The 25,876-nt window shown below is 63.5% G+C and carries 15 protein-coding genes and 2 pseudogenes; 8 read left to right on the top strand and 9 right to left on the bottom strand.

Features of this window, described 5'->3' with window-relative positions; translation table 11 throughout:
* Positions 1 to 65: 65 nt before the first annotated feature.
* The 3 genes from AC1DDA_RS12415 to AC1DDA_RS12405 all read right to left on the bottom strand — a co-directional run bounded on the left by AC1DDA_RS12415 (position 66) and on the right by AC1DDA_RS12405 (position 7,056).
* Positions 66 to 3,203, bottom strand: coding sequence for an efflux RND transporter permease subunit (locus AC1DDA_RS12415; RefSeq protein WP_476795965.1), 3,138 nt, complete (start codon positions 3,201 to 3,203; stop codon positions 66 to 68).
* A 3-nt stretch (positions 3,204 to 3,206) separates the two neighbouring features.
* Positions 3,207 to 4,442: an efflux RND transporter periplasmic adaptor subunit gene (locus AC1DDA_RS12410; RefSeq protein WP_476795964.1), complete on the bottom strand. Its 1,236-nt coding sequence runs from the start codon at positions 4,440 to 4,442 to the stop codon at positions 3,207 to 3,209.
* A gap of 427 nt (positions 4,443 to 4,869) precedes the next feature.
* Positions 4,870 to 7,056, bottom strand: coding sequence for a glycoside hydrolase family 3 N-terminal domain-containing protein (locus AC1DDA_RS12405; RefSeq protein WP_476795963.1), 2,187 nt, complete (start codon positions 7,054 to 7,056; stop codon positions 4,870 to 4,872).
* 705 nt (positions 7,057 to 7,761) lie between these two features.
* Between AC1DDA_RS12405 and AC1DDA_RS12400 the strand changes: the two genes are divergently transcribed.
* The 8 genes and pseudogenes from AC1DDA_RS12400 to AC1DDA_RS12365 all read left to right on the top strand — a co-directional run.
* A complete protein-coding gene (locus tag AC1DDA_RS12400; protein ID WP_476795962.1) occupies positions 7,762 to 8,661 on the top strand; it encodes a DnaJ C-terminal domain-containing protein in 900 nt (299 codons plus the stop codon).
* A complete protein-coding gene (locus AC1DDA_RS12395; protein ID WP_476795961.1) occupies positions 8,661 to 8,936 on the top strand; it encodes a chaperone modulator CbpM in 276 nt (91 codons plus the stop codon). The genes AC1DDA_RS12400 and AC1DDA_RS12395 overlap by 1 nt, the downstream gene beginning before the upstream one ends.
* Positions 8,937 to 8,977: 41 nt before the next feature.
* Entirely contained in the window at positions 8,978 to 9,208 is a 231-nt protein-coding gene (locus tag AC1DDA_RS12390) for a hypothetical protein (RefSeq protein WP_476795960.1), read from the top strand.
* Between the two features lie 306 nt (positions 9,209 to 9,514).
* Entirely contained in the window at positions 9,515 to 9,769 is a 255-nt protein-coding gene (locus AC1DDA_RS12385) for a DUF2171 domain-containing protein (RefSeq protein WP_441512199.1), read from the top strand.
* 28 nt (positions 9,770 to 9,797) lie between these two features.
* Complete coding sequence (locus AC1DDA_RS12380; RefSeq protein ID WP_476795959.1) at positions 9,798 to 10,031, top strand: hypothetical protein; 234 nt, start codon at positions 9,798 to 9,800, stop codon at positions 10,029 to 10,031.
* A 93-nt stretch (positions 10,032 to 10,124) separates the two neighbouring features.
* Positions 10,125 to 11,192: a Dyp-type peroxidase gene (locus tag AC1DDA_RS12375; RefSeq protein WP_476795958.1), complete on the top strand. Its 1,068-nt coding sequence runs from the start codon at positions 10,125 to 10,127 to the stop codon at positions 11,190 to 11,192.
* Positions 11,185 to 11,990, top strand: a pseudogene (locus tag AC1DDA_RS12370) (family 1 encapsulin nanocompartment shell protein). The gene AC1DDA_RS12375 and the pseudogene AC1DDA_RS12370 overlap by 8 nt, the downstream one beginning before the upstream one ends.
* A pseudogene (locus tag AC1DDA_RS12365) lies at positions 11,987 to 13,071 on the top strand (NAD(P)/FAD-dependent oxidoreductase); the annotation flags it as partial. The pseudogenes AC1DDA_RS12370 and AC1DDA_RS12365, both read left to right, overlap by 4 nt.
* 370 nt (positions 13,072 to 13,441) lie before the next feature.
* Here AC1DDA_RS12365 and AC1DDA_RS12360 read toward each other — a convergent pair.
* The 6 genes from AC1DDA_RS12360 to AC1DDA_RS12335 all read right to left on the bottom strand — a co-directional run bounded on the left by AC1DDA_RS12360 (position 13,442) and on the right by AC1DDA_RS12335 (position 25,869).
* Entirely contained in the window at positions 13,442 to 15,121 is a 1,680-nt protein-coding gene (locus tag AC1DDA_RS12360; RefSeq protein ID WP_476795957.1) for an ArnT family glycosyltransferase, read from the bottom strand.
* A gap of 48 nt (positions 15,122 to 15,169) precedes the next feature.
* Entirely contained in the window at positions 15,170 to 15,532 is a 363-nt protein-coding gene (locus tag AC1DDA_RS12355; RefSeq protein WP_476795956.1) for a DMT family transporter, read from the bottom strand.
* A 15-nt stretch (positions 15,533 to 15,547) separates the two neighbouring features.
* Complete coding sequence (locus AC1DDA_RS12350; protein WP_476795955.1) at positions 15,548 to 17,077, bottom strand: UbiA family prenyltransferase; 1,530 nt, start codon at positions 17,075 to 17,077, stop codon at positions 15,548 to 15,550.
* 505 nt (positions 17,078 to 17,582) lie between these two features.
* Positions 17,583 to 17,723, bottom strand: a complete 141-nt coding sequence (locus AC1DDA_RS12345) for a hypothetical protein (RefSeq protein ID WP_476795954.1) — start codon at positions 17,721 to 17,723, stop codon at positions 17,583 to 17,585.
* A gap of 229 nt (positions 17,724 to 17,952) precedes the next feature.
* A complete protein-coding gene (locus tag AC1DDA_RS12340) occupies positions 17,953 to 23,649 on the bottom strand; it encodes a LamG-like jellyroll fold domain-containing protein (RefSeq protein WP_476795953.1) in 5,697 nt (1,898 codons plus the stop codon).
* Between the two features lie 195 nt (positions 23,650 to 23,844).
* A complete protein-coding gene (locus tag AC1DDA_RS12335) occupies positions 23,845 to 25,869 on the bottom strand; it encodes a preprotein translocase subunit SecA (RefSeq protein WP_476795952.1) in 2,025 nt (674 codons plus the stop codon).
* Positions 25,870 to 25,876 lie beyond the last annotated feature (7 nt).

Raw genomic sequence — 25,876 nt, 5'->3', positions numbered from 1 at the left:
ATCACTCCGCAGACCGGCCTTCTTGAGCCCTCGGCAGGGAAGCTCTCTCTTTAGCTCGGCCACCGTCAGCCATCGGTGTTGGGGACCACCCCATGCCCTTCTTCGATCCCGATAGCTGTCGCGCTGTGCGCCGGGACGAGCCAGTTCGAGAACGCGTCCAGATAAAGATAGATCACCGGCGTCGTGAACAGGGTCAGCAACTGGCTGACGAAGAGGCCGCCGACCATGGCGTAGCCGAGCGGCTGGCGGATCTCCGAGCCCGTGCCGTGGCCGAGCATCAGCGGCACGCCACCAAGAAGGGCGGCCATGGTCGTCATGAGGATCGGGCGGAAACGGAGCAGGCAGGCGCGGCGGATAGCCTCCAGCGAGGATAAGCCTTGCTCGCGCTCGGCGGCGATCGCGAAGTCGACCATCATGATGCCGTTCTTCTTCACGATGCCGATCAGCAGGATGAGGCCGATCAGCGCGATCAGGCTGAAATCGAAGCCGAAGAGCAGCAAGGTCGCAAGAGCGCCGACACCGGCCGAAGGCAGGGTCGAGAGGATGGTAAGGGGGTGAATGTAGCTCTCGTAGAGGATTCCGAGGATCAGATAGACCACGACCAGCGCCGCAGCGATCAGCAGCGGCACCGAGGAGAGCGAATCCTGGAAGGCCTGCGCCGTGCCCTGGAACGACGTGGTGATCGTCGCAGGCAAATCCATCGCATTTTCCAGGCTGCTGATGGCAGCCGTCGCCTGCCCGAGCGCGATGCCCAGCGCCAGGTTGAAGGAGATGGTCACCGCCGGGAACTGGCCTTGGTGGTTGATTGCCAGCGGCTGCGCCGGGACCGTGGTCCATGTGGCGATGGCTGCGAGCGGTACGTTGGCGCCCGTGGTCGCGGAGCGCAGATAGATCTGATCGAGCGTCGCGATTTTCTGCTGCAGCGCGGGCAGCACCTCGAGAACCACATAGTAGGTTGAGAGCTGCGTCGCGTAGCTGGCGATCTGGCGCTGCCCGAAGGCGTCGTAGAGCGTGGCGTCGATGACGTCCGGCGTCAGCCCATAGCGCGCGGCCTGGTCGCGATCGATCGTCAGGGTCAGGGTGGAGCCCGATGCCTGCTGGTCGGAGGCTATGTCGCGCAGCTCCGGCATCGCCTTCATCCTGGCGAGCAGCTTGGGAGCCCATTCGTCGAGCTGGGCGACGTCGGTCCCCTGAAGGGTGAACTGGAATTGCGTGCGCGAGGGCCGGCCGCCGACGCGCACATCCTGCGCCGCCTGAAGGTAGAGGCTTGCGCCTTCCAGCCGGCCGGTCTGCGCGCGCAGCCGGCGGATCACCTCGTCGGCCGAGTCGGTACGCGCCTCGCGCGGCTTCAGCGTAATGTACATCAGGCCGTCATTGAGAGTACCCCCGGATCCGCCCATGCGCATCGCCATATGGTCGACAGCGGGGTCCTTGAGCACGATGGCGCCGACCTCCTCCATATGGCCGGCCATGGCCGCGATGGAGGTGTCCTGCGCGGTCTCGATCACACCGGTGATCAGACCTGTATCCTGCTGCGGAAAGAAGCCCTTCGGAATGATGACGAACAGGTAGACGGTCAGCGCGAGCGTCGCGAAAAACACCATCAGCGTGGCAAATCGGAAGCGCAACGCAACGTCGAGGCTGCGCTCGTAAGCGCCGGCAAGCGCCCGGAACAGCCTGTCGCTGGCCTGATAGATTCGGCCGTGATGCACTTCGCGGAGCGGTTTCATGAAGCGCGACGCCATCATCGGCGTCAGCGTCAGCGAGATCACCGCGGAAGCCATGATGGCCATCGCCAGCGTGACCGAGAATTCGCGGAAGAGCCGGCCGATGATACCGCCCATCAGCAGCAGCGGGATCAGCACGGCCACCAGGGAGATCGAGATCGACAGGATGGTGAAGCCGATCTCGCTCGCGCCCTTGATGGCGGCGGCCATCGGCTCCTCGCCGTCCTCGATATGGCGCGTGATGTTCTCCAGCATCACGATGGCGTCGTCGACCACGAAGCCGACAGCGATGGTCAGCGCCATCAGCGAGAGGTTGTCGAGGCTGTAGCCGGCGAACCACATCAGGGCGCAGGCGCCGAGCAGCGCGAGCGGCACCGTCAAAGACGGGATGATGGTGGCCCAGAGGCTGCGCAGGAAGACGAAGATCACCAGAACAACCAGGGCGATCGTGACCAGCAGCGTAAACTGGACGTCCTTGACCGCCGCGCGGATCGTCTGCGTCCGGTCGGACAGCACGCCGATCTTGATGCCGGGCGAGATGCCGGCAGTCAGGTGCGGCAGAGCTTCCATGACCTTGTCGACGGTGGCGATGACATTGGCCCCCGGCTGCTTGAAGATCACCAGGAACACGCCGGGCTTGCCGTCGGCCCAGCCGGCTTGTGTATCGTCGAGCGGCGCACTGACCGCCTGGCCGATGTCGCGCACGCGCACGGGGTTGCCGTCGCGATAGGCGATGATCACGTCGTTCCAGTTCTTGGCGTCGGTGAGCTGGTCGTTGGCGTAGATCGTGTAGGCGCGGGCGCTGCCGTTGATGGTGCCTTTCGGGCTATTGACCGTGGTGACGGAGAGCGGTGTGCGTATGTCTTCCAGGGATAGCCCGCGCGCGACCAGCTTCGCCGGTTCGACCTGGATGCGGATCGAAGGCGTCCGCTGGCCGCCGACATTGACCTGGCCCACGCCTCCGATCTGGCTGATCGCCTGGGCGAGCTTGGTGAGAGCCTCGTCGGAGACCTGCGTGAGCGGCAAGGTATCGGATGTGGCGCTGAGCAGCAGGATCGGCGAGTCGGCCGGATTGACCTTGCGATAAGTCGGCGGACTCGGCAGGTTTTTGGGCAATTGGCCGGAGGCCGCATTGATGGCGGCGAGCACATCCGCGCCGGCGCCGTCGATATTGCGCGAGAGATCGAACTGGAGAGTGATCTGGGTCGAGCTGGCCTGGCTCGACGAGGTCATCTCCGCGACGCCGGGGATCAGAGCGAACTGGGATTCCAGCGGTTGCGCGACGGTTGCGGCCATGGTGGCGGGATCTGCGCCGGGCAGGTTGGCCGAGACCTGGATCGTCGGGAAATCCACCTCCGGCAATGGCGCGACCGGCAGTTGCGGATAGGCGACGACCCCGACGAGCAAGAGGCCGGCCATCAGTAGCGAAGTGGCGACCGGGAAACGGATGAAGGGCGTGGAGATTCTGCTGGCCATAGCTCAGTCCGCCTTCTTGGCTGAGGCCGGGGATATTTCGGCGGACGCGTTCGAGGCGGTTGGCGCTTGAGTCTCGGGACGCATCGGCCTGGCATCGACCAGGGTGCCTTCCTGCAGGCGGGACTGGCCGGCGACCACGACCCTCTGCCCGAGGCCGAGCCCGGACACGACCACCGCACGCTCATCGTCGCTGGCACCCAGTTGGATCGGCCGGGCGCTCACCTTGCCGTCGTCGCCGATGACATAAGCGAACAGGCCGTCGGGGCCGTGCATCACCCCATTCATGGGAATGAGGACGACCCGCTTGAGCGTATCGATCCGCATCCGCGTGTCGACCGAAAGCCCCGGCCAAAGTGCGTTGTCCTGGTTGTCGAAGCGGGCCTTCAGGCCGATCGTGCCGCTGGCGAGATCGACGGTGTTGTTGATGGCGACGAGCTGGCCGCGCGCCAGCGTCCGCCTGCCATCCGAGGAGATAGCGTCGACCGGGACCTGTCCGCCGTCGAAGGCCTTGGCGATCGCCTGGAGACGGTCCTGCGGCGCGGTGAATTCGACCGCGATCGGCTGCAACTGGGCGATGGTGACGATTCCGGTCGAATCGGCGGCATGGACGATGTTGCCGGGATCGATCAGTCGAAACCCGACCCGGCCGGTGATCGGCGAGCTGATCGTCGTATAGTCCAGATTGACCTTGGCGCTATCGATGGCAGCCTGGTCGCCCTGGATTTGCGCCTTGAGCTGTTCGACTTGCGCCTGCTGCGTGTCGAGATTCTCGCGCGACTGGAAGTCCTTTGCGGCGAGTGATTGATAACGCTCGAGAATGAGCTGGTTATTCTTCAGATTGGCCTGATCCTGGGCCTTTTTGGCGACGGCCTGGTCGAAAGCAGCCTGGTAGGGGCGCCGATCGATCTCGACCAGAGGATCGCCCTCGCGAACGATCTGGCCTTGCCTGAACAGTACCTTGGTGATCGCGCCGTCCACCCGGCTCTTGACCGTCACGGTCTTGAAGGCCGAAACCGTGCCGATGCCGCGGACATAGACAGGATAGTCCGCTTCGCCGACATCGGCGTAGGTGACGGGCACTCGCTGCGCCGCGGCCGTCCCCGTCCCGGCGCCGCCGGTCGAGGCGTGGCCTCTCAATTCGCGCCAGCCCTGATAGCCAAGGATCGCAATCGCCAGCAGGGCGACAAGCAACCACGCACCGCGGGGTCGCTTGCGCCCATTCTTCCAGTTCTCGACCATGCTCGCATCCGCCGAAAGACGAAAGCGTCACCCCCGTGGCGCCGCAGCGATGCCCCTCGCGACTGCGCGGGAACAACGCGGCGGCGGCCGGCGGGTTTCCGGGATTACAGGGCCAATCTGCGCACCAATCCGTGACCGCTCGCGACGGAGATTCCGGCGCAGAGCCGGAAAGCGGCGCGGAGCGCCAAAAAATGCTGTAAAGGCAGCGTGAACGCAGCGATTGCAACGCCGCCCAATTCGCCGCCGGCCTTTTGTCCGGCCGAATGCGCTCTCGATCTTGTGACGCCGGCGATGAAGCGGGGCACCGGCAATCCGGTCCTCCGGCGGGGCGATCCAGCGCCGCGGCGGTCGCGGGCCATGCGCAGGTCCCATTGCGGCATCGCACTCTCGGATCGGCCGCAAGCTCTCGTCTGCGCCAAGCGAGCGCTCATGCCCTGTTCTGCGCGGTTTCGATTGAAGCCGGGCGCACGCGCAGCGCGAGCATCTGGAGACGGTCCGGGCTGGCGCTGGGCCCGACATAGATGTTGAAGGCGCCGGGCTCGAGAAGCGGTTCGAGATCGGGGCCAAGAAAGCAAAGCTGGTCGGTGGACAGGATGAAGCGCACCGTCTTCGTCTCACCCGGCGCGAGCGCCACCTTCGTGAAATCCTTCAATTCGAGCGAGGGCCGCGTGATCGATGAAACCACGTCGCGAATGAAGAGGAACACCGTGCTCTCGCCGGCCATCGCTCCCGTATTCTTGATGTCGACTAGGATCTCGGTGCTCTCGCCCGGCGCGATCGTCCATTTGGTCGCGCGCGGATTGGTCAGCAGGAAGGTGGTGTAGGAGAGGCCGTGGCCGAACGAGAAGCGGGGCTCATTCGGCACATCGAGATACTTGCTGGAAAAATGCTCGTTCTCCAGCCTTGGTCGGCCTGTCGGGCGTTCGGCAAAGAAGATCGGAATCTGTCCGACATCGGCCGGCCATGACATCGAGAGCCGACCGTCAGGGTTATGCGAGCCGCTCAAAACGTCCACGATGGCGCCAGCGGCTTCGCAGCCGGGATGCCAGACCGCGAGAATGGCCTTTGCCCGCTCCGCCAGCCAACTCGGCAGGATCAGCGGCCGACCCGAAAACAGCAGGACGACGACCGGCTTGCCGGTTCCAAGGAGCGCGCGCGCCAGGTCCTGCTGGGGCTCGGGTATTCCGGGGTAGTCCCGACTGCTGGCTTCGCCGGCCATTTCCATGGTTTCGCCGAGGCAAAGGAGGAGAACCTCGCTGCGCCGTGCATCCTGCCGAGCGACTTCCAGACCGGTTGCGCTCAGTCGTTCGACTTCGCTGCCGGCCGCGACCGAGATCGCGGCCTTGGGGAAGGCCGCCTTCACCTGATCGACGAAGGTGGCGATGCGCTGGACGGCATCCGGCCCTGAGGTTCCTCCCGCGAGATCCCCGAACGGGCCGATGATCGCCAGCGACCTGAGGCTTTTCTTGAGCGGCAGCGTGTTCTCCAGGTTAGTCAGGAGAACGATCGACTTGCGCGCGGCTTCCCGCGCCAGCGCGCGTCTGGCGGTTTGGACGCGGACTGCCGCGACTGCCTCGGGCGAGCCACATCGACGATAGGGATTGTCGAACAGGCCAAGGCGCAGCTTGAGCAGCAGCACGCGCCGTACGGATTCGTCGATCGTCGTCATGGTGACGAGGCCGCGATCGAGCGCTTCGGGCAGGCCGTCGAAATACGCGCCCTTGCCCATCATGTCGATGTCGACGCCGGCGTTCAGCGCAAGCGCCGCAGCCTCGGCCAGATCTGCCGCTACACCATGCACCAGCAGCTCGGCAACCGAGCTCCAATCGCTGACCATCACCCCTTCGAAGCCCCAGCGCTCGCGAACCAGCCGCCGCAGGAGCCGCGTGTGGATCGACATCGGTGTCCCGTTGAGGTCGATGAAGGCCGGCATGATGCAGGCGACGCCGGCCTCGACCGCTGCCTTGAAAGGGGGCAGGTAGACTTCGTGCAGCAGCCGTTCCGACATATCGACGGAGGCGTATTCCCGCCCGGCGCGGACAGCTCCATAACCGGCCAGGTGCTTTGCCGTCGCGGCGATCGCCGTCGGCGCGGCAAGGTCGGTCATCTGGTAGCCGCGTACCTTCGCCTGCGCGACCCGCCGGCCGACGAGAGGATCTTCGCCCGGCCCCTCGAGGGTCCGGCCCCAGCGCGGATCGCGGGCGATGTCGATCATGGGTGCGAAAGTCAGGTCGATACCCTCTACGGTGCATTCCTGCGCGGCGACGCGCGCCGTTGCTTCCCAGAGCGCCGGATCGAAGGCGGCCGACTCGCCGAGAGGGATCGGGAAGATCGTCCTCAGCCCGAAGAGAACGTCGAGCGAAAACAAGAGCGGGATCTTGAGGCGCGAGCCTTCGACGGCTTGCCGCTGCGCGTCCCGGATGCGGTCTGGCCCGACGAGGTTCAGAAGGCTGCCGACCTCGCCGTTCTTGATGGCATCGGAGGTGACGGGAGCCGATGCGGGGCCTGTCTGAACCAATTCCCCACTGAGCATGGTGAGTTGCCCGACCTTCTCCTTCAGCGTCATGGCGCCGATGAGCTTTTCAATATCCGGACGGTCGAAAGGTGCTTTCATCGATCACCTCCGAAGCGCGATCTCACACCGGCGCTCGTCGCTCCGGTTGGCTGGCGTACTGCTGGCACAGCGCGCCTTCACCGGCAGCTCGGATACGGCAAAGTCCAGAGCCGTTCGCATCCGCCAATCCCACGCCCAGCGGGAATACGATCAGCGCAGCGCCCGAAGCCGGCCGCTTCTCCAATCCGGAACGGCCCAGAGGCACTCAACGCTGGATAAAAACCGGGGGAGCGTCAACAACAGATCGCGAGGCTGCTCTGATCCCATCTCTATCGGCGCTTCGAGAGGGGGGCGCGGCCAAGCGAGCTCTTCCCGACACCGTGACGGGTGAGTGCCCTGCGCGCGGTGCGTCAGGCTGCTGCTTCGTTGCGACGCCGAATTGCGGCTTGAGATGTTGTCAGGAGAGCCCGAGTTTGTCACCGTGCACTTAGATAATTCAATTACTTAGACGAGACGGGGCGTTTTGATCCCTCACCGTGAGCGTTGAAACTGTCACCCGCGATCGGTGCCTCGGGCAAAAAAAGGCCCCGGTGAGCGCCGGGGCCGCTGATGAGCGGAATGTCGGGAAGGTGGGAGGCTGCGGCGGTTGCGGGGCGCTCGCAAAACAAGCCCTTCTGCGACGGGACACATGCCGCTATCAAATTCCATGCGAAGTGGTGGCAGTCTGTGCAAGCTTCGCCGTCGTACAGGCTTTCGGAGTAGCCCGTGAAAAATCCCTACGAGGTTCTGGGTGTCGCCGCGACGGCCTCCGCCGCCGAGATCCAGAGCGCCTATCGCAAGCTGGCGAAGAAGCTGCACCCGGATCTCAATCCCGGTGACAAGGCGGCCGAGGAGAAGTTCAAGGAGGTTGCGGCCGCCAATGACCTGCTCAGCGACGCCGACAAGCGCAAGCGCTTCGACGGCGGCGAAATCGACGAATCCGGCGCCGAGCGGCCGCAGCACCACTACTACCGGGACTACGCGACCTCGGACCAGGGCGACCGCTATGCGGACGCCGCCGGCTTTTCCGATTTCATGGATCAGGACGACGCCTTCGCCGAGCTGCTGCGCCGCAGCCAGCAGGCGCGGGCGAACCGCCGCGGGCAGGACCTGCACTACCATTTGGCGGTCGACCTGGTGGATTCGATCACCGGCGCGACCAAGCGACTGACGCTGCCGGATGGCGGCACGATCGATGTGAAGATCCCGGCCGGCCTGGTCGACGGCCAGACGCTGCGCCTCAAGGGCAAGGGCGCTCCCGGTTCCGGCAAGGGCGGGCCGGGAGATGCCCTGATCGAGGTCGAGGTCCGGCCCGATCGCCGCTTCACCCGGGACGGCGACGACATCACGCTGGAGCTGCCGATCTCGCTGACGGAGGCGGTCCTCGGGGGACAGGTCCGGGTCCCGACGCCGACAGGCGACGTGACGATGTCGGTGCCCAAGGGCTCGAACACTGGCACGAAGCTCAGGTTGCGCGGCAGGGGCGTGCCGCGGCGCGAGGGAGGCCAGGGCGACCAGTTCGTCCAGCTCAAGGTGGTCCTGCCGAAATCGCCCGACCCGGAGCTGGAGAGCTTCGTGTCGGGCTGGAAGGATAAGGATTATGATCCGCGTGAGGGCAGGGCGTGATGAGGATGACCAAGCAGGAATTTCTCTCCTCGTCGGGAATCCAGGTCCAGGTGCTGGACCTCTGGCTGGAGCAGCGCTGGCTGATCCCGGAGGAGGCCGAAGCGGGGCTGCTCTTCAGCGAGATCGAGTTGGCGCGCGCGCATCTGATCCGGCAGCTCAAGGACGATCTCGGCGCCAATGACGAGGGCATCGACGTGATCCTGCATCTCGTCGACCAGATTCACGGGCTGCGGCGTGTGCTCGGCGAGCTGCGCGAGGAGATCAAGGGGCGGTGAGGGGCGGGACAGCGCTTGTTGGGGCGCCGGGGAGGTCTGGGATGAACGAAGCTCTGATAGCCCATCAGGAGCGCGGCAGTATCGACGCTCTCGTACTACGGGCGCTGGTTCGCAAGCTGGTCGCGAAGGGCCTGCTGAGCGAGGACGATGTCCGCGCGCTGCTTTTCGACGTGGCGAAGCGGATGAACGAAGTCGGCAGCGAGCAGACCGATCCGGAGGCCCGGAACATGGTCAACGAGGATCTGGCGCCGGCCTTCCTGGGGCCGTCTTAGGCGCCACGCTCCGCTGGGTTTGCGACGAGGCGATAGCGCTGCCTGATGGTGTGGCTCGGGCCGCTGCCCTCGGATGCGATGAAGTGGAAGGGCGGGCATGTCCGTTGATCGAAACCAGGCTGGCATGGAGCCCGCCGCCGATGCCGAATTCGGCCCATCGCTGGCTGGCGCGTCACGGTCGACGAGGACGATCTGGAACTGGCCTGAGCGCCCGGCGGTTATCGCTCCGACCCGCTGTGGCGGGCGGGCCCCGATCGCTCGGCACGGGACTCGACGATGGACAGGTTTCAACCCAGGAGGAAGGCGATGAAGGACAGGATCAAGGAAGGCATGGAGGTCATCGGGGCCGACGGTGTTCATGTCGGTTCGGTCGACCGCGTCGAGGGCGAGCGCATCAAGCTCAAGAAGAGCGATTCTTATGGGCGGCATGAAGGCCATCATCACTATATCGAGCTGGGCTTCGTCGCGGGCGTCGAAGGCAACAATGTGCGCTTGTCCGCCAATGCGGACATCGCCGTGACGCTGGAGGAAGAGCCCTCCGGCAAGCCAGTGAACCTCTGACGCTTCCGGCCGCGATCCTCGCGCGCGGGTGATCGCGGTCGTCTTGTTCGGGAAATGGATAGCTCCGATGCAGCAATGCGATCTCTACCTCAACGCCAAGAAACCTGCGATCGGGTTCTACGTTGCCAGCGGCGCGAAGCTGCCGGACTTTGCCGACCCGAAGGAATGGCTTTTCGACGGGACTGCTGCCGCCGACCTGTTGCCGCCAAGCGTGATCGAAGGCGTCGCCGGCGCCGGCCATGCTTTCCGCGACATGGATTGAGATTTGCCGCAGGCTTGGACAGTCTCTGCTTCATAACTACCCCGGCCCGGACGACCGGGACGCGCCCGCCTCCAGCCTATCGAACGGTCGTCCATGGACACAGGTCTTCCCACAGTGGTGTCGCAACCGGTATTTGCGACGCTGACGCGCTCGGCGATCTTCCTGGTCGTGACGATCAATCCGGGTAGCGAGGCGGAGGTCGCCGTGCGCGGCCTCTGCGCCGATTTGTCCGGGCTGCTGCGAGCGGTCGGTTTCCGCGATCTCCAGGGCAACCTGTCCTGCGTCATGGGGATCGGCTCGCAGGCCTGGGACCGGCTTTTCGACGGGCCGCGGCCGAGGGAGCTACATCCGTTCAAGGAGATTCGCGGCGTGCACCACGCGGTCTCGACGCCGGGCGACATCCTGTTCCATATCCGCTCGACCAGGCGGATGGACCTATGCTTCGAATTGGCCCGGCAGATCATGATCCGGCTCGACGGCGCGGTCACGGCCGTCGACGAGGTCCACGGCTTCAACTATTTCGACGATCGCGACCTGATCGGCTTCGTCGACGGCACGGAAAACCCGAGCGGGCCGGATGCTGCCGCGGCCACGCTGATCGGCGACGAGGATGCGGGCTTCACTGGCGGCAGCTATGTCATCGTCCAGAAATACCTGCATGACCTCGCCGGCTGGGAGAAGGTGCCTGTCGAGGAGCAGGAGAACATCGTCGGTCGCCACAAGCTCTCGGATATCGAGCAGCCGGAGGCGCTGAAGAAGCCCTATGCCCACAACGTCCTGACCAGCATCACCGAGGATGGCGAGCCGGTCGACATCCTCCGCGACAACATGCCTTTCGGCCAGGCCGGAACGGGCGAGGCGGGGACCTATTTCATCGGCTATGCGCGCACGCCGCTGCGGATCGAGCGCATGCTGGAGAACATGTTCGTGGGCGCGCCGCCGGGCAATTACGACCGCCTGCTGGATTTCAGCCGCGCCGTCACCGGCTCGCTCTTCTTCGTGCCGACCGCGACCTTCCTGGACGGCGTCACGCCGGAGAAGGCCGAGCCGGCACCGGCCCCCGTGTCGTCCGGGCCGTCTGCGGCCGTATCTCCACCCAAACTTCCCGGCGACGGCTCGCTTGGCATCGGTTCCCTGAAGGAAGAGGCAGGCCATGAATAATCTGCACCGGGAGCTCGCTCCCATCTCGGACGCCGCCTGGGCTGAGATCGAGGAGGAGGCGTCGCGCACCTTGAAGCGTTATCTCGCGGCGCGCCGCGTCGTCGATGTCGACGGCCCGAAGGGCACGGCCTATGCAGCCGCCGGGACGGGGCACACCCGCGCGATCGAGGCGCCGGGTGCGGGCATCCGCTCGCTTCTGCGCGAGGCTCAGCCGCTGGTCGAGTTGCGCGTGCCGTTCACGCTGACGCGGGATGCGATCGACGATGTCGAGCGCGGCTCCGACGATTCGGACTGGCAGCCGGTCAAGGATGCCGCGAAGACGATCACCTTCGCCGAAGACCGCGCCGTCTTCGAAGGCTATGCCGCAGCCGGGATCACGGGCATCCGCAAGGGCAGCAGCCACGCCGCGGTGCCCCTGCCGGCCGCTCTCGACGATTATCCCGAGGCGGTCGCCAGGGCGCTGAACGACCTCAAGCTCGCCGGCTGCAACGGCCCCTATGCGCTGGTGCTGGGCGGCGAGGCCTATCGCGCGGCGAGCGGGGGCAACGAGGAGGGGTACCCGATCTTCCACCATCTCGAGCGCATCGTCGGTGGGGGGGTGATCTGGGCGCCGGCGATCGAAGGCGGCTTTCTCGTAACCACGCGCGGCGGCGATTCGAGCTCGATCTCGGCCAGGATATCGCGATCGGCTATCTCGGCCACGATGCCAAGACGGTCGAACTCTACCTGCAGGAGAGCTTCACCTTCCGCGTGCTCACATCCGAGGCCGCCGTCGCGCTGATCCAGCCGAACCCATGACGCCCACGGACGACCATCACGTCGTCATCGTCGGCGCCGGCTTCGGTGTGGTCTCGAGGCCGCGCGCAATCTCGCCAGCGCGCTGGTCAGGATCACGATGATCGACCAGCGCAACCATCACCTGTTCCAGCCCTTGCTCTACCAGATCGCGGCGGCTTCGCTGCCGACCTCCGAGATGGCCTGGCCGATCCGCGTCCCACTACGCGGCTAAAAGAATGTGACCACGCTGCTCGGCACGGCCACCGGCGTCGACCGGGCGCACAAGCAGATGCTGCTGGGGGGCGAGCGGCCAATCTCCTTCGACACGCTGATCCCCGCGACCGGCGCCCGCAACGCCTATTTCGGCCATGACGAGCGGGAGCCCCATGCGCCGGGCGTTAAGACATTGGAGGATGCGATGCGCATCCGGCGACGCATCCTCTCGGCCTTCGAGCAGGCGAAGTGGGAGGCGGACCCGGAGCGGCGGGCGCAATGGCCGACCTTCGTGATCATCGGGGCGGAGAGCCAACCGGCGTCGAGCTCGCCGGTATCATCGCCGAGCTCGCGCGTAACACGCTGCGCGGCGATTTCCGCAATTTCGATGCGCACAGCGGCCGTGTCATCCTGGTCGAAGCCTGCCCGTGTATCCTCGCCGGTTTCACCGACGATCTCTCGGCTTATGGCGAGCGGGCGCTGAATCGTCTGGGCGTCGAGGTCAGGCTGGGGCAGCCAGTTTCCGAATGTCGCGCGGACGGCATGCTCGGAGGAGATTTCCTGCCGGCACGGACGACGCTGTGGGCGGCGGGCGTGGCGGCTTCGCCCGCGGCGGAATGGGTGGAGGCACCGTCCGATCGGGCGGGGCGCGTCTGCGTCGAACCCGATCTCACAGCCCCCGGACAGTTATTGGCGACACCGCTTGGTGGCGAGTGCGGACGGCAAGCCGGTGCCTGGCGTGGCGCCGGCCGCCAAGCAGGGGGGGCTCGACGTCGCCGCGCTCATCAAGGCGCGGCTACAGGGCAAGCCGGCCCTGCCGCCATTCGCCTACAGGAATGCCGGCAATCTCGCGACGATCGGCAAGCGGGCGGCGATTGTCGATTTCGGCTGGAGTGTTGGCTGCAGTGTCGGATAAGCATGCGCTGCAGACATATAAGGATGCCGAGGCGCTTCTAAAAACGAGATCCATCGCCTCGTCGAGATCAACAATGAGTTGACCGGTGAAATACACCGGATGATAGCGGTTCATGCCGCAAAGTCGAAGTGCTAACGTTGAAATTGCTCCTCGGTGCCTGAGGTCCCGCGCGGCGTTTATTGCTCGGGCAGATAGGGTTGATGAATAAAGGAGTAGGGCCTTCGCCTTGCCTGGCCACTTCGATGTGCGGCAGACTCCGGGTTTTGCTGTTCTCCGTTCAAGCTGGGACCGCTACAAAGTCGGATCTCAGCGGATCATTGGATTGCCCAAAGGGGGCGCCACATCAGTCAGGTCGCTGCAGCCGAAAAAGCTGAACGAGTTTCCCGTTGGAGTAGGGGACCTGCGCTACCAGTTCACCATCAGGCACGCCGTTGCGCGACCATGACCTCAGGTATGGCACCTCATCCAGTCCGTCGCTGCGCGCGATCACGTGCGTCACCCCCTTCAGCGCGAGATACCTGAGCGCGGTCGCCTCATCGCTATGGGGAAGCCAGACAAAGTCTGCCTTCGCGTGGAACGCGAATGGGGTCATCGTATCGGCAATGGTGATCGGTTCGGATTTGCTTGCCAAGCTCATGGCAAGGGCCTTGACCGGTCGGAGCCCGTGCATCGAGGTCAGTTCCTTGAGCGCGAACAGCGCCGCAGGCAGCATCATGGCCGCGAGCCCGAGGGCGATGCTGGCGGGTGCCACGCATGCCAGCCATCGCTCGGATCGCAGGTGCGGCGACAATGTCAGGCGCGCCCATTCGGCGAAGTGCCACAGGCCGGCGCTCGCCCAGATGCAGGAAACGGCGAGAAAAAACACGAAGAACCGAGGGTGAGACGTGTAGTAGATGAAGAAGAGAGCAAACGAAGTGAGCGCGAGGAGCGCGATGAGATGCACCTCATCCACGAACTGACGGGGGCCCCACGGCCGTCCAACCAGACCTAGCATCGCAAGACCGAACAGTGCCGGTGAACCGAACTCTACAGCGCCGCCGGTGAAAGCGGCCGCGCTCCTTAGTACATCGATCGTCTTCTTCGGGACGATCTTGAGATATTGCCTGAAATCGGGGCGGCCATTCTTGATGACGTCTATGTTGGGCTGGTTATAAGTGCCTTCGGCTTTCATCTCCGGATTGACCGCGAAGCTAGCCTCATATGTCGACATTCCGGACCGCATGCGGAGTTCCGTCGCCATGTTGAGTATGCTCTTGGTCTGCAGCGTCAATTCTCCGGTCTGCCGCGAAAGCCAGGTGACATACGGTAGAATGAATAATGCAAAGCAGCCGACCATCAACGCTGCGCGCGGGACATCTCGCAATACAGTCCGCACGAAGGGCAAGCGGTGGGTCATGCCGCGCTGAAGGATGAGGAATGCGAGCCCGACCAACATGAAAATCATCGCTTCGGGCCGCACGAGATACGCCAAACCATAGAGCAATCCCGCCGCAGCGGCAGGACGCAGGTCGGAGCGATCCGCCGCCAGCATCCCCGTCAAGACGGCGGCGAGAATAAGCGCCAGAAACAGGGGCTCGCAGTAGACCGTTGTCGAGAACGTGACGAGGAACGGATGCAGGGCGACGATCGCAGCCGCGCCGAGCCCGATAGCCCGGCCGAACATCCGCTTCGCGATGCCGAACACCGGCAGCACGAGTAGAGCCCCAGAGAGGATGTTGACGAGGCGCCCGGCCGCTTCCGCGGTGAATCCAAGCATCGAGATGCCGGCAATGAGGAGAGAAAAGAGGGGTGGGAAGAAGAGCTGGTCACCCGCCGTCGCAATCCCCTTGTAGCCCATGCCGTCTCGTATGTTTTCGGCGATCCGGGCGTATTCGGCGCCCTCTCCGTCGATCTCGCCGCTGAAAAATATGGCGCACAGCGCCCGCAGGATCAAAGCCGTTGCAAAGATCGCTAGCAGTGTGCGCCGGTCTTGGAGGACGGTTGAGGCAAGCCGCCGCATCGGCCGATCGTGACGGTTCAGCATCGAAAGCCCATCCCCCGAGACTCTTCGCACGATACAACCAGCGCTGCGTCAGCTTCGCGCGACCATCACGATGCCGAAGACGATCAGCACGATGCCACCCAACCGCTGATAGGTAATCTGATCTGCGAACAGCCACCAGCCGGCAAAGGTCGTCAGCGCAAACCCGACACCGACGAACGGGTAAGCCTGGGAGAGATCGATCCCCGCAAGCGCCCGAAGCCAGAGGATCGTGCCCACGCCGTAGAGCGCCAGCCCGATTGCCACGCCCGGCGTGGCGATGATCGCTAGAGGACCCAGGAGCATGCGGGCGGCGGAGGCCGGCTCCGAGGAGACGCCGAACTTGAATGCCACTTGTGCAACCGCGGACAGCGTAACGCTCACCAGCAGCAGCGCGATCGAGGTCGAGGACATAGCGATCCCTGTCCCCTATCGAGCGACGGGCTGAACCGAGGCTGCAGCCAGCACGACCGCCACGGTCGCGGCTGCGACCAGCCATGAAACCCAATCGCGCGCGGAGTAGACGATCGGATCGTCGTGCATATAGCTGCGCTCGGTCGCTAACCAGAGCCGGCACTGCCAAAACACCATTAATGGAACGAGAGCCCAAAGCAACTGGGGTGAGCGATAGCGCTCCAGGGCTGCCTCACTGCCGACAAAAAGCGCCAGGACGACGCCGGATGCGAACGTCGAGCCGACGCCAAACATCATGAGTAGCGATCGATCCGATGGATAGTAGCCGCGGCCTCCCACCTTCTGGCGGATTTGATCGGCTATGGCCTGGGTGGGAATCTCGGCGCACCGCTTGACCAGCGCGAGGCTCAGAAACGCGAACCCGGAAAATGCCAGTAACCAGAGAGTTACGTGGTGACCGGAGGCAATGCCTCCGGCGAGGACCCGCACCGTATAGAGTGCGGCGAGGATGAAGACATCGACCAACGGGTATCGCTTGAAGGAGAGCGAATAGCTCAATGAGACAACCGCATAAGCGGACAGGATCATGGCGCAGTTGGCCCATGTCGCCAGCGTAAAGCCGGTTGCCAGCAGCAGCAGGGACAGCGCGAAGCCGAAGGGGAGCGGCAGGCTGCCGCTCGCAAAGGGCCGCAGACGCTTGCGCGGGTGCTTCCTGTCCGCTCGGAGATCGAGGATGTCATTGACGATGTAGATCGCGGAGGCCGTCGCACACAGGGCCGCAAATACCAGCAGGGCACCGGATACGCTCTGCCAGTTGCCAAGATCGTGGGACGTCAGGAGTGGTACGAAAACGAGCAGGTTTTTCACCCACTGGTGGGGGCGCAAAGCACGTACTACAGCGTTTAGTCGCGAGGGAGGGGAGGGCTCGAACACGGTCGGCACGCGGCCCTCGCTGGTCAGCGTTCTGGCAACCGACCTTGGTGCATCGACCAGGATGGCTTGGTCGGCTTCACGCCAAACGGCGAGATCAGACCGGCTGTTTGCGGCGTAGTCGAAACCCTTGCGACGGTATCGCCGAACAAGCTCACGTGCCTTCTCGGCGCCCTTCAGATTGCGGACGCCGTCGGATGCGATGACCTCGTCGAATATACCGAGATGGTCGGCGACGGCCCTGGCGATGCGATCGTCCGCAGCGGTAACCAGGACGATCTTTCGCTCCGATTTCTTGGCCTCGACCAGATAGTCCAGCAGATCGGAGTTATAGGGGAGGTGCTCCGGCGCAAAATCCGCCCGCATGGCAATGTCGCGCTTGAGCCCGGCCCGGCTAGGTTTTGCGAGTTGTCCCAGCACGACCGTTGCAAGGTCTTTCACCCCCAACGAGAGGGCCGTCTCCAACAATGTGTCGGTCCTGACGAGCGTGCCGTCGAGATCGACGCACAGTGGTACGGGTTTCGCTGGACCGCCTGCACCTTCGTTCGCACTGCTTGGATCGCCGTTCGCGACAGTTAAGCGCCTCTCAGGTGACACCGGTCGGGCTGTCGACATAGTGGAGCGCTCCCGAAGCGACGATCCGGTGCAGCGATACTGTCCTAGCCGGACGAATTGATTTCGTCACGATCGCGCAACAGGCCAACGCCATGAACGATGAAAAATCGTACAAGTCTTTTTCTTCCCAATTTCAAGCATACAGTTCGCCTTCGCGTCCAACAAGTCCCCGATTAAAGTAACATTAATCGGAGAAGCGATCTTGAATGAGCGGCAGGACGCTCAGAATATCGTCGCGAACGTTCCCGCAGTTGTCGACTCTCGAATTGACGTAGAGAAACAGCACATCATCGTCTTGGCGGTCAATTCACGCATCCAAGATATAGGAACGGAGATCGGAGCGTTCGATCGAGTGCCAACCATATGACCTGATTTTTGAGAGAAAATCATCGTTTGAGATCGTTTTTGAATAGGAAAACAACGTAATCGCTGACATTATATCAATCATTAGTCGAGATTCGTCTTAATATTGCCGCGGCTCTCTGGGTCATTTAACTGCAGTGATTCAAGAGCCACGGTGCTCCCCGATCACCGCAATTGCAACCGATACCAAAGCGGCGAAGACAAGACCGACGATATAGAGCCCCGGCGTTGAGGGTTGCTCCGGCGGCGGATCAAAAACGCCGGTCGGCAGCGTGACCAGCATCCATGCCATGCCGAAGCCAATCGCACTGCTCCGATAGTGAAGACCACCAGCCCCTCGCCTGGCGGTGACGTTCGGCTCAGCGCGGAATCAGATCCGCGATCGGCCGGCCCGCGCGATGGCGCAACATCGATGCGATCGTCGACTGGTGCGGACCACGTGGTGACCCGCCGCGAGCATCCGCCGCAGCAGGTCCGGAATCTCGCCAAGCTCGCCATTCGATGCGGCCGAACTAACCCGCGGCCTTGAACGTCGCGACTTGCATGACCCAGGCTGCTGATCCTGAGAGCGATGCGGTGGCGCCATAGCTTCCGGTCGTCGTGACGAACCTGTCTTCGGCAATGTCGAGATCCGGTGACGTGATGATACGCGTGCTGAAGCCGCTGCCGGCTGCGGAGAATCCTCCCGCCGTCGTTCCTGCGCCAAAGATGAGTTCTCGTGCTGTCGTCGTGCTGACCGTGCCGCTGTTTGCCGAACTGCCGGTGCCCGATGCCGAGGCGCCGGCGTCGAACGGGTTGACGGGATCAAGGCCGCTGTATTCGAGAGCGCGGAGATCGACGAACTGCGTGGGAGCATTGAATGTCACCGTCACCGTGTTGGTCCCCGCGGCGGCGGCCTTGATGTTCTTCGCGTAATAGATGGCCTGACTGACGCCGCTTCCGCGCGCGGTCGGGACAGCGAGTTCATAGACGTTGCCCGCAGAATCGGTGACGGACGCAATGTTGGATGTCGTGTTGTTCCAGCCGATGACGAGAATATTGGTATTCCCGGCCACTTGCGCAGCGGCGTAGGTGACCGGGACCTGCGTCTGGTTGGTTTGCGGCGTGGCCGCATTGGCTTGCACGAATGCAAGTGGCGCGGATGTGGTGACCGCGTTGTAGGTCGCCGTATAGGTGGCGCCGCCGGCCGGCACGACGAGGATGTGGTCCTGCGCGCCGCCATCGGACCATGAGACGAAGTTGTAAGTGGTCGACCCGACCGTCGCGTTGCGCGCTTCGATCTCATGATGAAAGCCGATGAGCGTGTCGTATGTGAACGGGGTGGCGTGCGCGATGCCGTCGAGATAGAGCGTGACGCCGGCGGGCGCGGTCGCGAAGTTGAGATTGACCTTGTCAGGGAAGATCGTGACAGCCTGGCTCGATTGCAGCCCGCTGGAGTCCGTGACCGTGAGCATGATCCGGTAGCGCGTGAAGCCGCTGAAGTCATGCCCGGAGGTCGGGATCGTAAAGGTTCCGCCGGTCACGCCGGTGATCGGGATGCCCGGATGCACATGTCCCTCATGCAGGAAATCGATGTTCCAGGTGTAGGCGCTGGCAGGCAGTGTGCCGTCTTCGGCATCGGTCGCGGTCCCGCTGAAGGAAATGACATCGCCTGCCCTGAAGACCGCGCCATCGGTCGGCGAGGTTATGGTCGCGACAGGACGGGTGCCCACGGTGATCGCGATCGGCGTCGAGAGTGTCGCATTGGTCCCGTCGGAAACCGTGAGGCGGGCCTGATACGGGCCGGCAACCGTATAGATATGCGACGGGTTGGCCTCGGTCGATGTCGTGCCGTCGCCGAAATTCCAGGAATAGGATAAGGGCTGTCCCTCCGGATCGGAGGAGCCGGCGCTGGAGAAATTAACGGCGAGAGGCGTCGGCCCCTGCGCGGGCGATGCGGAAGCGCTCGCGACCGGCGGCAGGTTCGAATCGATGAACGAGATGCGCCGGATCTTGCTCACGCCGAATGTGCCGCTGATATCGGAATAGCCGAGATCGAGATAGTAGAGAGCCCCCTCGGGCCCCTCCGTCAGATAGACGATGTCGCCATAGGGGCCATCGACGGATCCATCCTGCGGCTCGAAGTTGATGACGCCGGTAACCTTGCCGTTGGCGTCGAATGTCAGGCGCTTGATCCAATTTTGCGTGTAGTCGGCAAAGAAGAAGCTGCCCTGGTACTCGCTGGGGAATTGCGTGCCATGATAGACGAACCCCGCAACGACAGCGGCGTCCCGTCCATTATGCGGATAGTAATAGGCCGGCGCGGTGTAGGCGGGATTGCCGTTGGGTGTTTCGACGTTGGGCCACCCGTAATTGGCCCCCCTGGCGCCGATATCGATCTCTTCGATCGCCGTGGAATAGGTGTTTCCGCCGACGTCGCCGATGATCAGGCGCCCGGTCGGCGCGTCGTAATAGGCGCGGAAGGGATTGCGCAGTCCGAGCGCCCATATCGCATCGAAGTTGGGGCCCGCACCGTCATAGAAGGGATTGTCGGTCGGGACGGTGCCATCCATGTTGAAGCGCAGGATCTTGCCGCGCGGTTTGGTGAGATCCTGCGCCTCGCCGGCGTTGAAATGCTCGCCGGTGGTGATCAGGATCTTCCCGTCATTGCTGAAGTTGATCGCGCCGCCATGGTGTTCGGCATTGGCGATCTCCGAATCCTGGTAGATGACGAATTCGCTGCCGGCGACGGTCCCCGTCAATGTCGCATTTGCGGTAAACCGCGAGAAACGATCGACGTTCGGCGAGCCCAGCGTGTAGAAGATGTAATAATAGTGGTTGGTGCTGAAGTTGGGATCGAGTGCGACGTCGTAGATGCCCTGCTGAACACCGGCCGAGCCGATATTGCTAAGCTTCAGGAACGGCGTCGGATCAGGCGTCGTATAGGGCGCCGGCAAGACCTTGATCGTGCCGGCCAGTTCCACCAGCAGCATGCGCCCGTCGGGAAGGAATTTGATCGCGGTCGGGAGATCGAATCCGGTGGCGAGAATTTCATTCTGGAAATTGCTGGCATTTGCCACATTCACAGCGATTGGTGCCGACACTGCCGTGTGGCCGTCGATATCGGTCGCAAGCGCGGTGATCGTGTGCGAGCCATTGTTCACGGTTCGCGTATCCCAGGCCAGCGCATAGGGGGCGCTGGCGTCAGGGGCGCCTGCTACGACTCCGTCGATATAGAACTGGACGTTGGCGACGCCGGTGTCGTCGGTTGCGGTGGCCGTTACATTGACGATGCCGCTGACCTGCGCGCCGTTGGCCGGGACGTCGATCGAAACCTGTGGCGATCCGGCGGCCGGACCACCGACGGCTATGGTCATATCCGACTGGATCTGTGCCTGGGTGAGCACGCGGCTGTAGATGCGCAGGTCATCCAGCAATCCCTTCTGGAATTGTTTGCCCGAGGCATCCGCTCCGATATTCATGGCGTTGCCGCGCGCCGTAATCGATGCCGAGAGCGCCTGCGTGTTGACGAGAGCGCCGTTGACATAGGTTCGCACCTGCGCGCCATCGAAGGTGATGGCCAGATGGGTCCACTGGTTGAACGGCAGCGTGGTACCCGCCGTGGCGACACGCGGCCCGCTGCTTGTCCCGATGTAGAAGTCGGTCTTGTTGCCGCCGCCGAGTTCCAGGCCATACTGATAGTAGGGCGAGGACATCGTCGTATTCCAGAATTTCCCGATAACAACCGAATCGCCGCTCGCCAGTGGCTGGGGATTGATCCACATCGACAATGTCAGTGCATTGCCGGAAATATTGGTCGAGGTTGAATTCGGGATCGTAATGTAGTCGTTCACGCCGTCGAAGCTCGCGGCCTTGCCATGCTGGCCCGCCACCCAGGCAACGCCATTGACCAGCGTCGCTGTATTTCCCTGGCCAGAGGAATCACTGGCAGTCGCGCCAACTCCCTCATCGAAAGAGTAGGCCGCGGCCAAGCCGACAATTTGCGCATTGGATACTGTCACCGTGACAGGTGCAGAATCCGCGGTGTTGTTGGAGGTGTCGCGCGCGCGCGCGGTGATCGTGTGGACACCGTTGGGAACGGTGCTTGTGTCCCAACTGACGCTATACGGAGCCGTCTTGTCCTCGCCTCCGCCGATCGCGACATTGTCGACCAGGAAGGTCACGCCGCCGACGCCGATGTTGTCGGTTGCATTGGCACTAATCGTCACCATGCCGGAGAGCGGCGCGGTTCCGGTCGGCGCGGTGATGGTCGCTGAAGGGGCAATCGTGTCGGGTGTGAGCGTGGTAGCGCTCGCAGGTGTCGATTGAGCCGAAAGATTCGCGGCCGCATCCACTGCGCGCACAGTGTAGCTATACGTGGTTCCGGACGCTAAGCTGGTGTCGTTGAACGTGGTTGTCGCCGAGGTTCCAACCTGCGTGTTGTTGCGGAAGACCTGATAGCCCGTGACCGCTACATTGTCCGTCGAAGCATTCCACGAGAGGTTGATCTGCGTCGGCGAAATGGCCGTGGCAGCGAGGCCAGTCGGGGTGGAGGGCGGCGTCGTATCTGCCGCAGCGGTGGTCTTGAATGTGCTGTTCACGCTGATCGCTTCGTTGCCGGCGGCGTCGATAGAGCGGACGCGATAATTATAAGTGGTGTTGGAGGCCAGACCGGCGAGCGCGACGCTGTGCGCAGTCACCAAGGTCGGGTCAAGCGTCGTCGTCGTGCCGTAACTCGCCGTGAGTCCGTATTCAACGCGTGACGTCGCTGCTTCGTTGGTCGTCCAGGTGATTTGCGCCGAATTGCCGGTGATGTTGGTGGCAGTTCGTGCCGAAATCGTTGGGGCAGTCGTATCGAGGGTGATCGTATCGGTGACGGCTGTCGACCAGTTGCCCGCGGCATCATTGAACTGGACATAGACGGTCTTGGTGCCGGCTCCACTGGAGAGCGTCCATCTCTTGGAGGATGCGAACGCCTCAGCGGTCGAAAATGAGGTGCCGTTGTTGGAGAACCGCATTTGCGTGACCGAGGTGACCGCATCGGTTGCGGTCAGCGCAAGCGTGATGGTCGTGGTGTTGGTCGCGGCCGCCCCTCCGTTGATGACGACGGTGCCGATCGGCGCCTGATTGTCGACGGTAACCGTAGCCGCAGTCGATGTGGTGATGTTGCCGGCAGCGTCGCGCGCCTGGGCCGCAATCGTGTGGGGGCCGTTCGATACTGTCGTCGTATTCCAGGAAACGCCATAAGGCGACGTGGTATCCTCGGATCCGATAGTAGCGTTAGCATCAAGCAAGAACTTCACGCCGACCACGCCGACATTGTCGGAGGCCGTGGCTGCAAGGTTGACCGTCTGCGAGAGGATCGATGCCGGCGGCGTGAGCGCTACGGTCGGCGGGGCCGTATCCGGTGGTGGCGGGGTGGTCCCCCCCAGCGGGGTCGTCATATCGGTCTGGATCTGCGCCTGCGTGAGCGCATGATCGGCGATGCGGACATCGTCTATCCGTCCGGGGAACTCGAAGCCGGTACTGCCGGAGCGACGGCCAATGGTCACGTTCGCTGTCGAGTTCTGCTGGGAATTGCTGACGGTGCCGTTCAACTGGCCGTTGTCGAGGTTGCCGTTGAGATAGACATCCAGCGTCTGGTTGGTGGCGTTGTAGACGCCGGCGATATGATACCAGGTGTTGGGCTGGAGCGTCGTCGCGCCGTAGCGAAACATCGCACTGCCGGAGTTGGTCGTGAGCTTGAAGCCGATGGTGCGAGGGCCGGTATCCTTGGTGAGATCGAGCTGGTATCCGGATTCGCCGGAGGTGCGCTTTGATACGACCGCCGCGTCATCGGAGGGAAACGAGCTGACATAGACCCAGGCGCTGACGCTCATGCTGCCGGTGAATTGCAGCGCAGCCGGGTTGCCGAGATTCACGAAATCATTCGCGCCATCGAGCGCCACGGCGTTTCCGTACTTGCCCGCCGTGAAAGTCGGACCGTTGGTGAGCGTACCCGTAATGCCGTGGCCCGATGCATCCGCCGCTGCGGTGCCGGAAACTTCGTCGAAGGCGTAGCCGGCGGTAATGCCGAGGGGATCTGCCGCCAGCAGCAGCCGCGGTTCGAGCGTTTCAAAGATAATCTGCGCAGGGGGAGAGGAGGGCTCGCTGTCTCTGCTCCCTCGACGGGGGCGCCGATTGACAAGTCGCCGCGTCACCCGGTTGAACAGGCTCACAGAACTCGACATCGCGCACTCCCAACGTCAAGCGACGGACTCTTGGGTTCGATGCAATGCGCTCTTCAATACCACACCGTTCTGCGCTTGTTAATCATGCCGGTATGGGCGGTTTTAGTTTAATTCCATCAGGACGTTAGTGCAGAAAGAGGGCGCGCAGAGGCAGTCGGTCTGGCCGCGATAGATGTTTGTTCGTGAATTTCTTTGTCATTCCGTCCCCGCGAAGCCGAGAATTTTGCTGACCCGCTGATCTTCAGCAACAGCGGCTCGGCGAGCGCGCCGGTGCAGACGTTCGGCCGCGCGTTGACTGCCGTTACGTAGAGCGCGTGCGATCGCGGCAGGAATTGGTCGATCGGGTGACAGGCTTCGAGTGACCAGTTGGAGCAGCCTGCGCGAGGAAAAGCGTTGAAGGAGTTCATCATCAACAGCGACGATGGCCTCGTAGCTGCCCGGGTCGCCTTGCCGGCCGGCGCGCCCGAAGAGCTGGCGGTCGATGCGCCGGGATTCATGGTACTCCGTCAGGATGACATGCAGACCGCCTGCCTCGCGCACCACCGCATGCAGTTGGATGTCGGTGCCCCGCCCGGCCATGTTGGTCGCGACCGTGACTCTGTTCGGTTGCCCCGCACGCGCAACGATATCCGCTTCCTCGCGATCCTGCCGCGCGTTGAGGACCATGGGGTCGAGCCCTGCCTCGTGCAGCAACCGCGAGATATGTTCGGATGCCTCCACCGATCGCGTTCCGACCAGGACGGCACGGCCCGCCCGCGTCGCCGCGCGAACGGAGCGGACGACCACGTCCCATTTCTGCTCTGCGGTCGGCAGCATGCGCGTGCCGGCGTTCAGACGCCGCAACGGTTTGTTCGTTGGAATGCGAACGATCGGCAGGCCGTAGGCGGCGTATAATTCGCCTGCCGGCTCGATCGCAGTTCCGGTCATGCCGCAGAGATGCATGTAGCGGCGAAAAAAGCGCTGATATGTGATCTGTGCCAGCGTCTTGCGCCGCTCCGTGATGGCGCAGCGTTCCTTCGCTTCGATCAGCTGATGAATCCCGCTTTCCCAAGAACGGTCGGGCATGACGCGCCCGGTATACTCATCGACGATCTGCACTTTGCCATCGGCAACGATGTACTGGACGTCGCGCCGGTACAGATGCTGGGCAGCAAGCGCATGCTGGACGAGCTCCTCGCGGGCGCGCCGGATCGCCCATAAGCCCGGCAGCCCGGCGGAGAGCTTGGCGATCTCGCTTTCGCCGTCCATGGTGAGGCGTATCCGTTTTTCGTTCTGCAGGATCTGAAATGCTTCGCCGGCCTTCAGACGGCGCGCGATCTCGAGCGCGGCCTCGTAGAGACCGGCCGCGTTCTCAGCGCTTTCCTGCGCACCGGACAGGATCAACGGCGTGCGGGCTTCGTCAATGAGCACGCTGTCGGCTTCGTCCACGATCGCAAAATGGAGGCCGCGGAGAAGCAGCGGTTGATGGCTGCCGATGTGTCCACCCTTGAATATGCGGCCGACAAGGAGCTGCGTGCTCGCGCGGCGCGCGCCGAGCGCCAGCCGGTCGCGGAGATAATCGAACACGAGCTCCTTGTTGGTGCAGTAGGTCACGTCGCTGGCATAGGCGCTCCGCCGTTCCTGGGGCGATTGCCCGTGCTCGGCGAGCCCGACGGTAAGGCCCAGCGCATTGTAGACCGGGCCGAGTTGCTCGGCGTCACGGCGAGCGAGATAGTCGTTGACGGTGATGATATGAACCGGACGGCCCATGAGCGCGGCGGAGATAGCCGGCAGCAACGCCGTCAAGGTTTTGCCTTCGCCGGTTTCCATTTCGGCGATAGCCCCTCCCATCATGGCGGCGCCACCCAGCAGTTGAACGTGGAAGTGGCGCATGCCGACGTGACGACGCGCCGCTTCGCGCGCAAGGGCGAACGAAAGGGCCCATTCGCGCGAGTGTAAGCGCGCTGACAGCAATCCTGCGCGCAATTCATCCGCAAGCTCGCGCAGCCGTCGATCCGGCAGGTTCATGACCTGCGGCTCCAGGGATTCGACCAGCCGCGCGAAGCGCGAGAGCCGGTGTTGCCTGATGGCAAACAGCAGATAGGGCGAGATCTGGCCCCAGCTGCCAAGCAGCGCGCCATCGAAGCGGCCCTCCCTGCGACTGGCGCGTTCAGCATAGGGCGCATCCCTCGCGAGCGAGCCCGCATCCGTGATCTGCCGCCGGCTGCGAGGATGCGACATGTCGTTT

Source organism: Allobosea sp. 10N428, from assembly GCF_056394545.1.
Note: the sequence above shows the minus strand (reverse complement) of the source record. Positions and strands in the feature narration are given on the sequence as shown.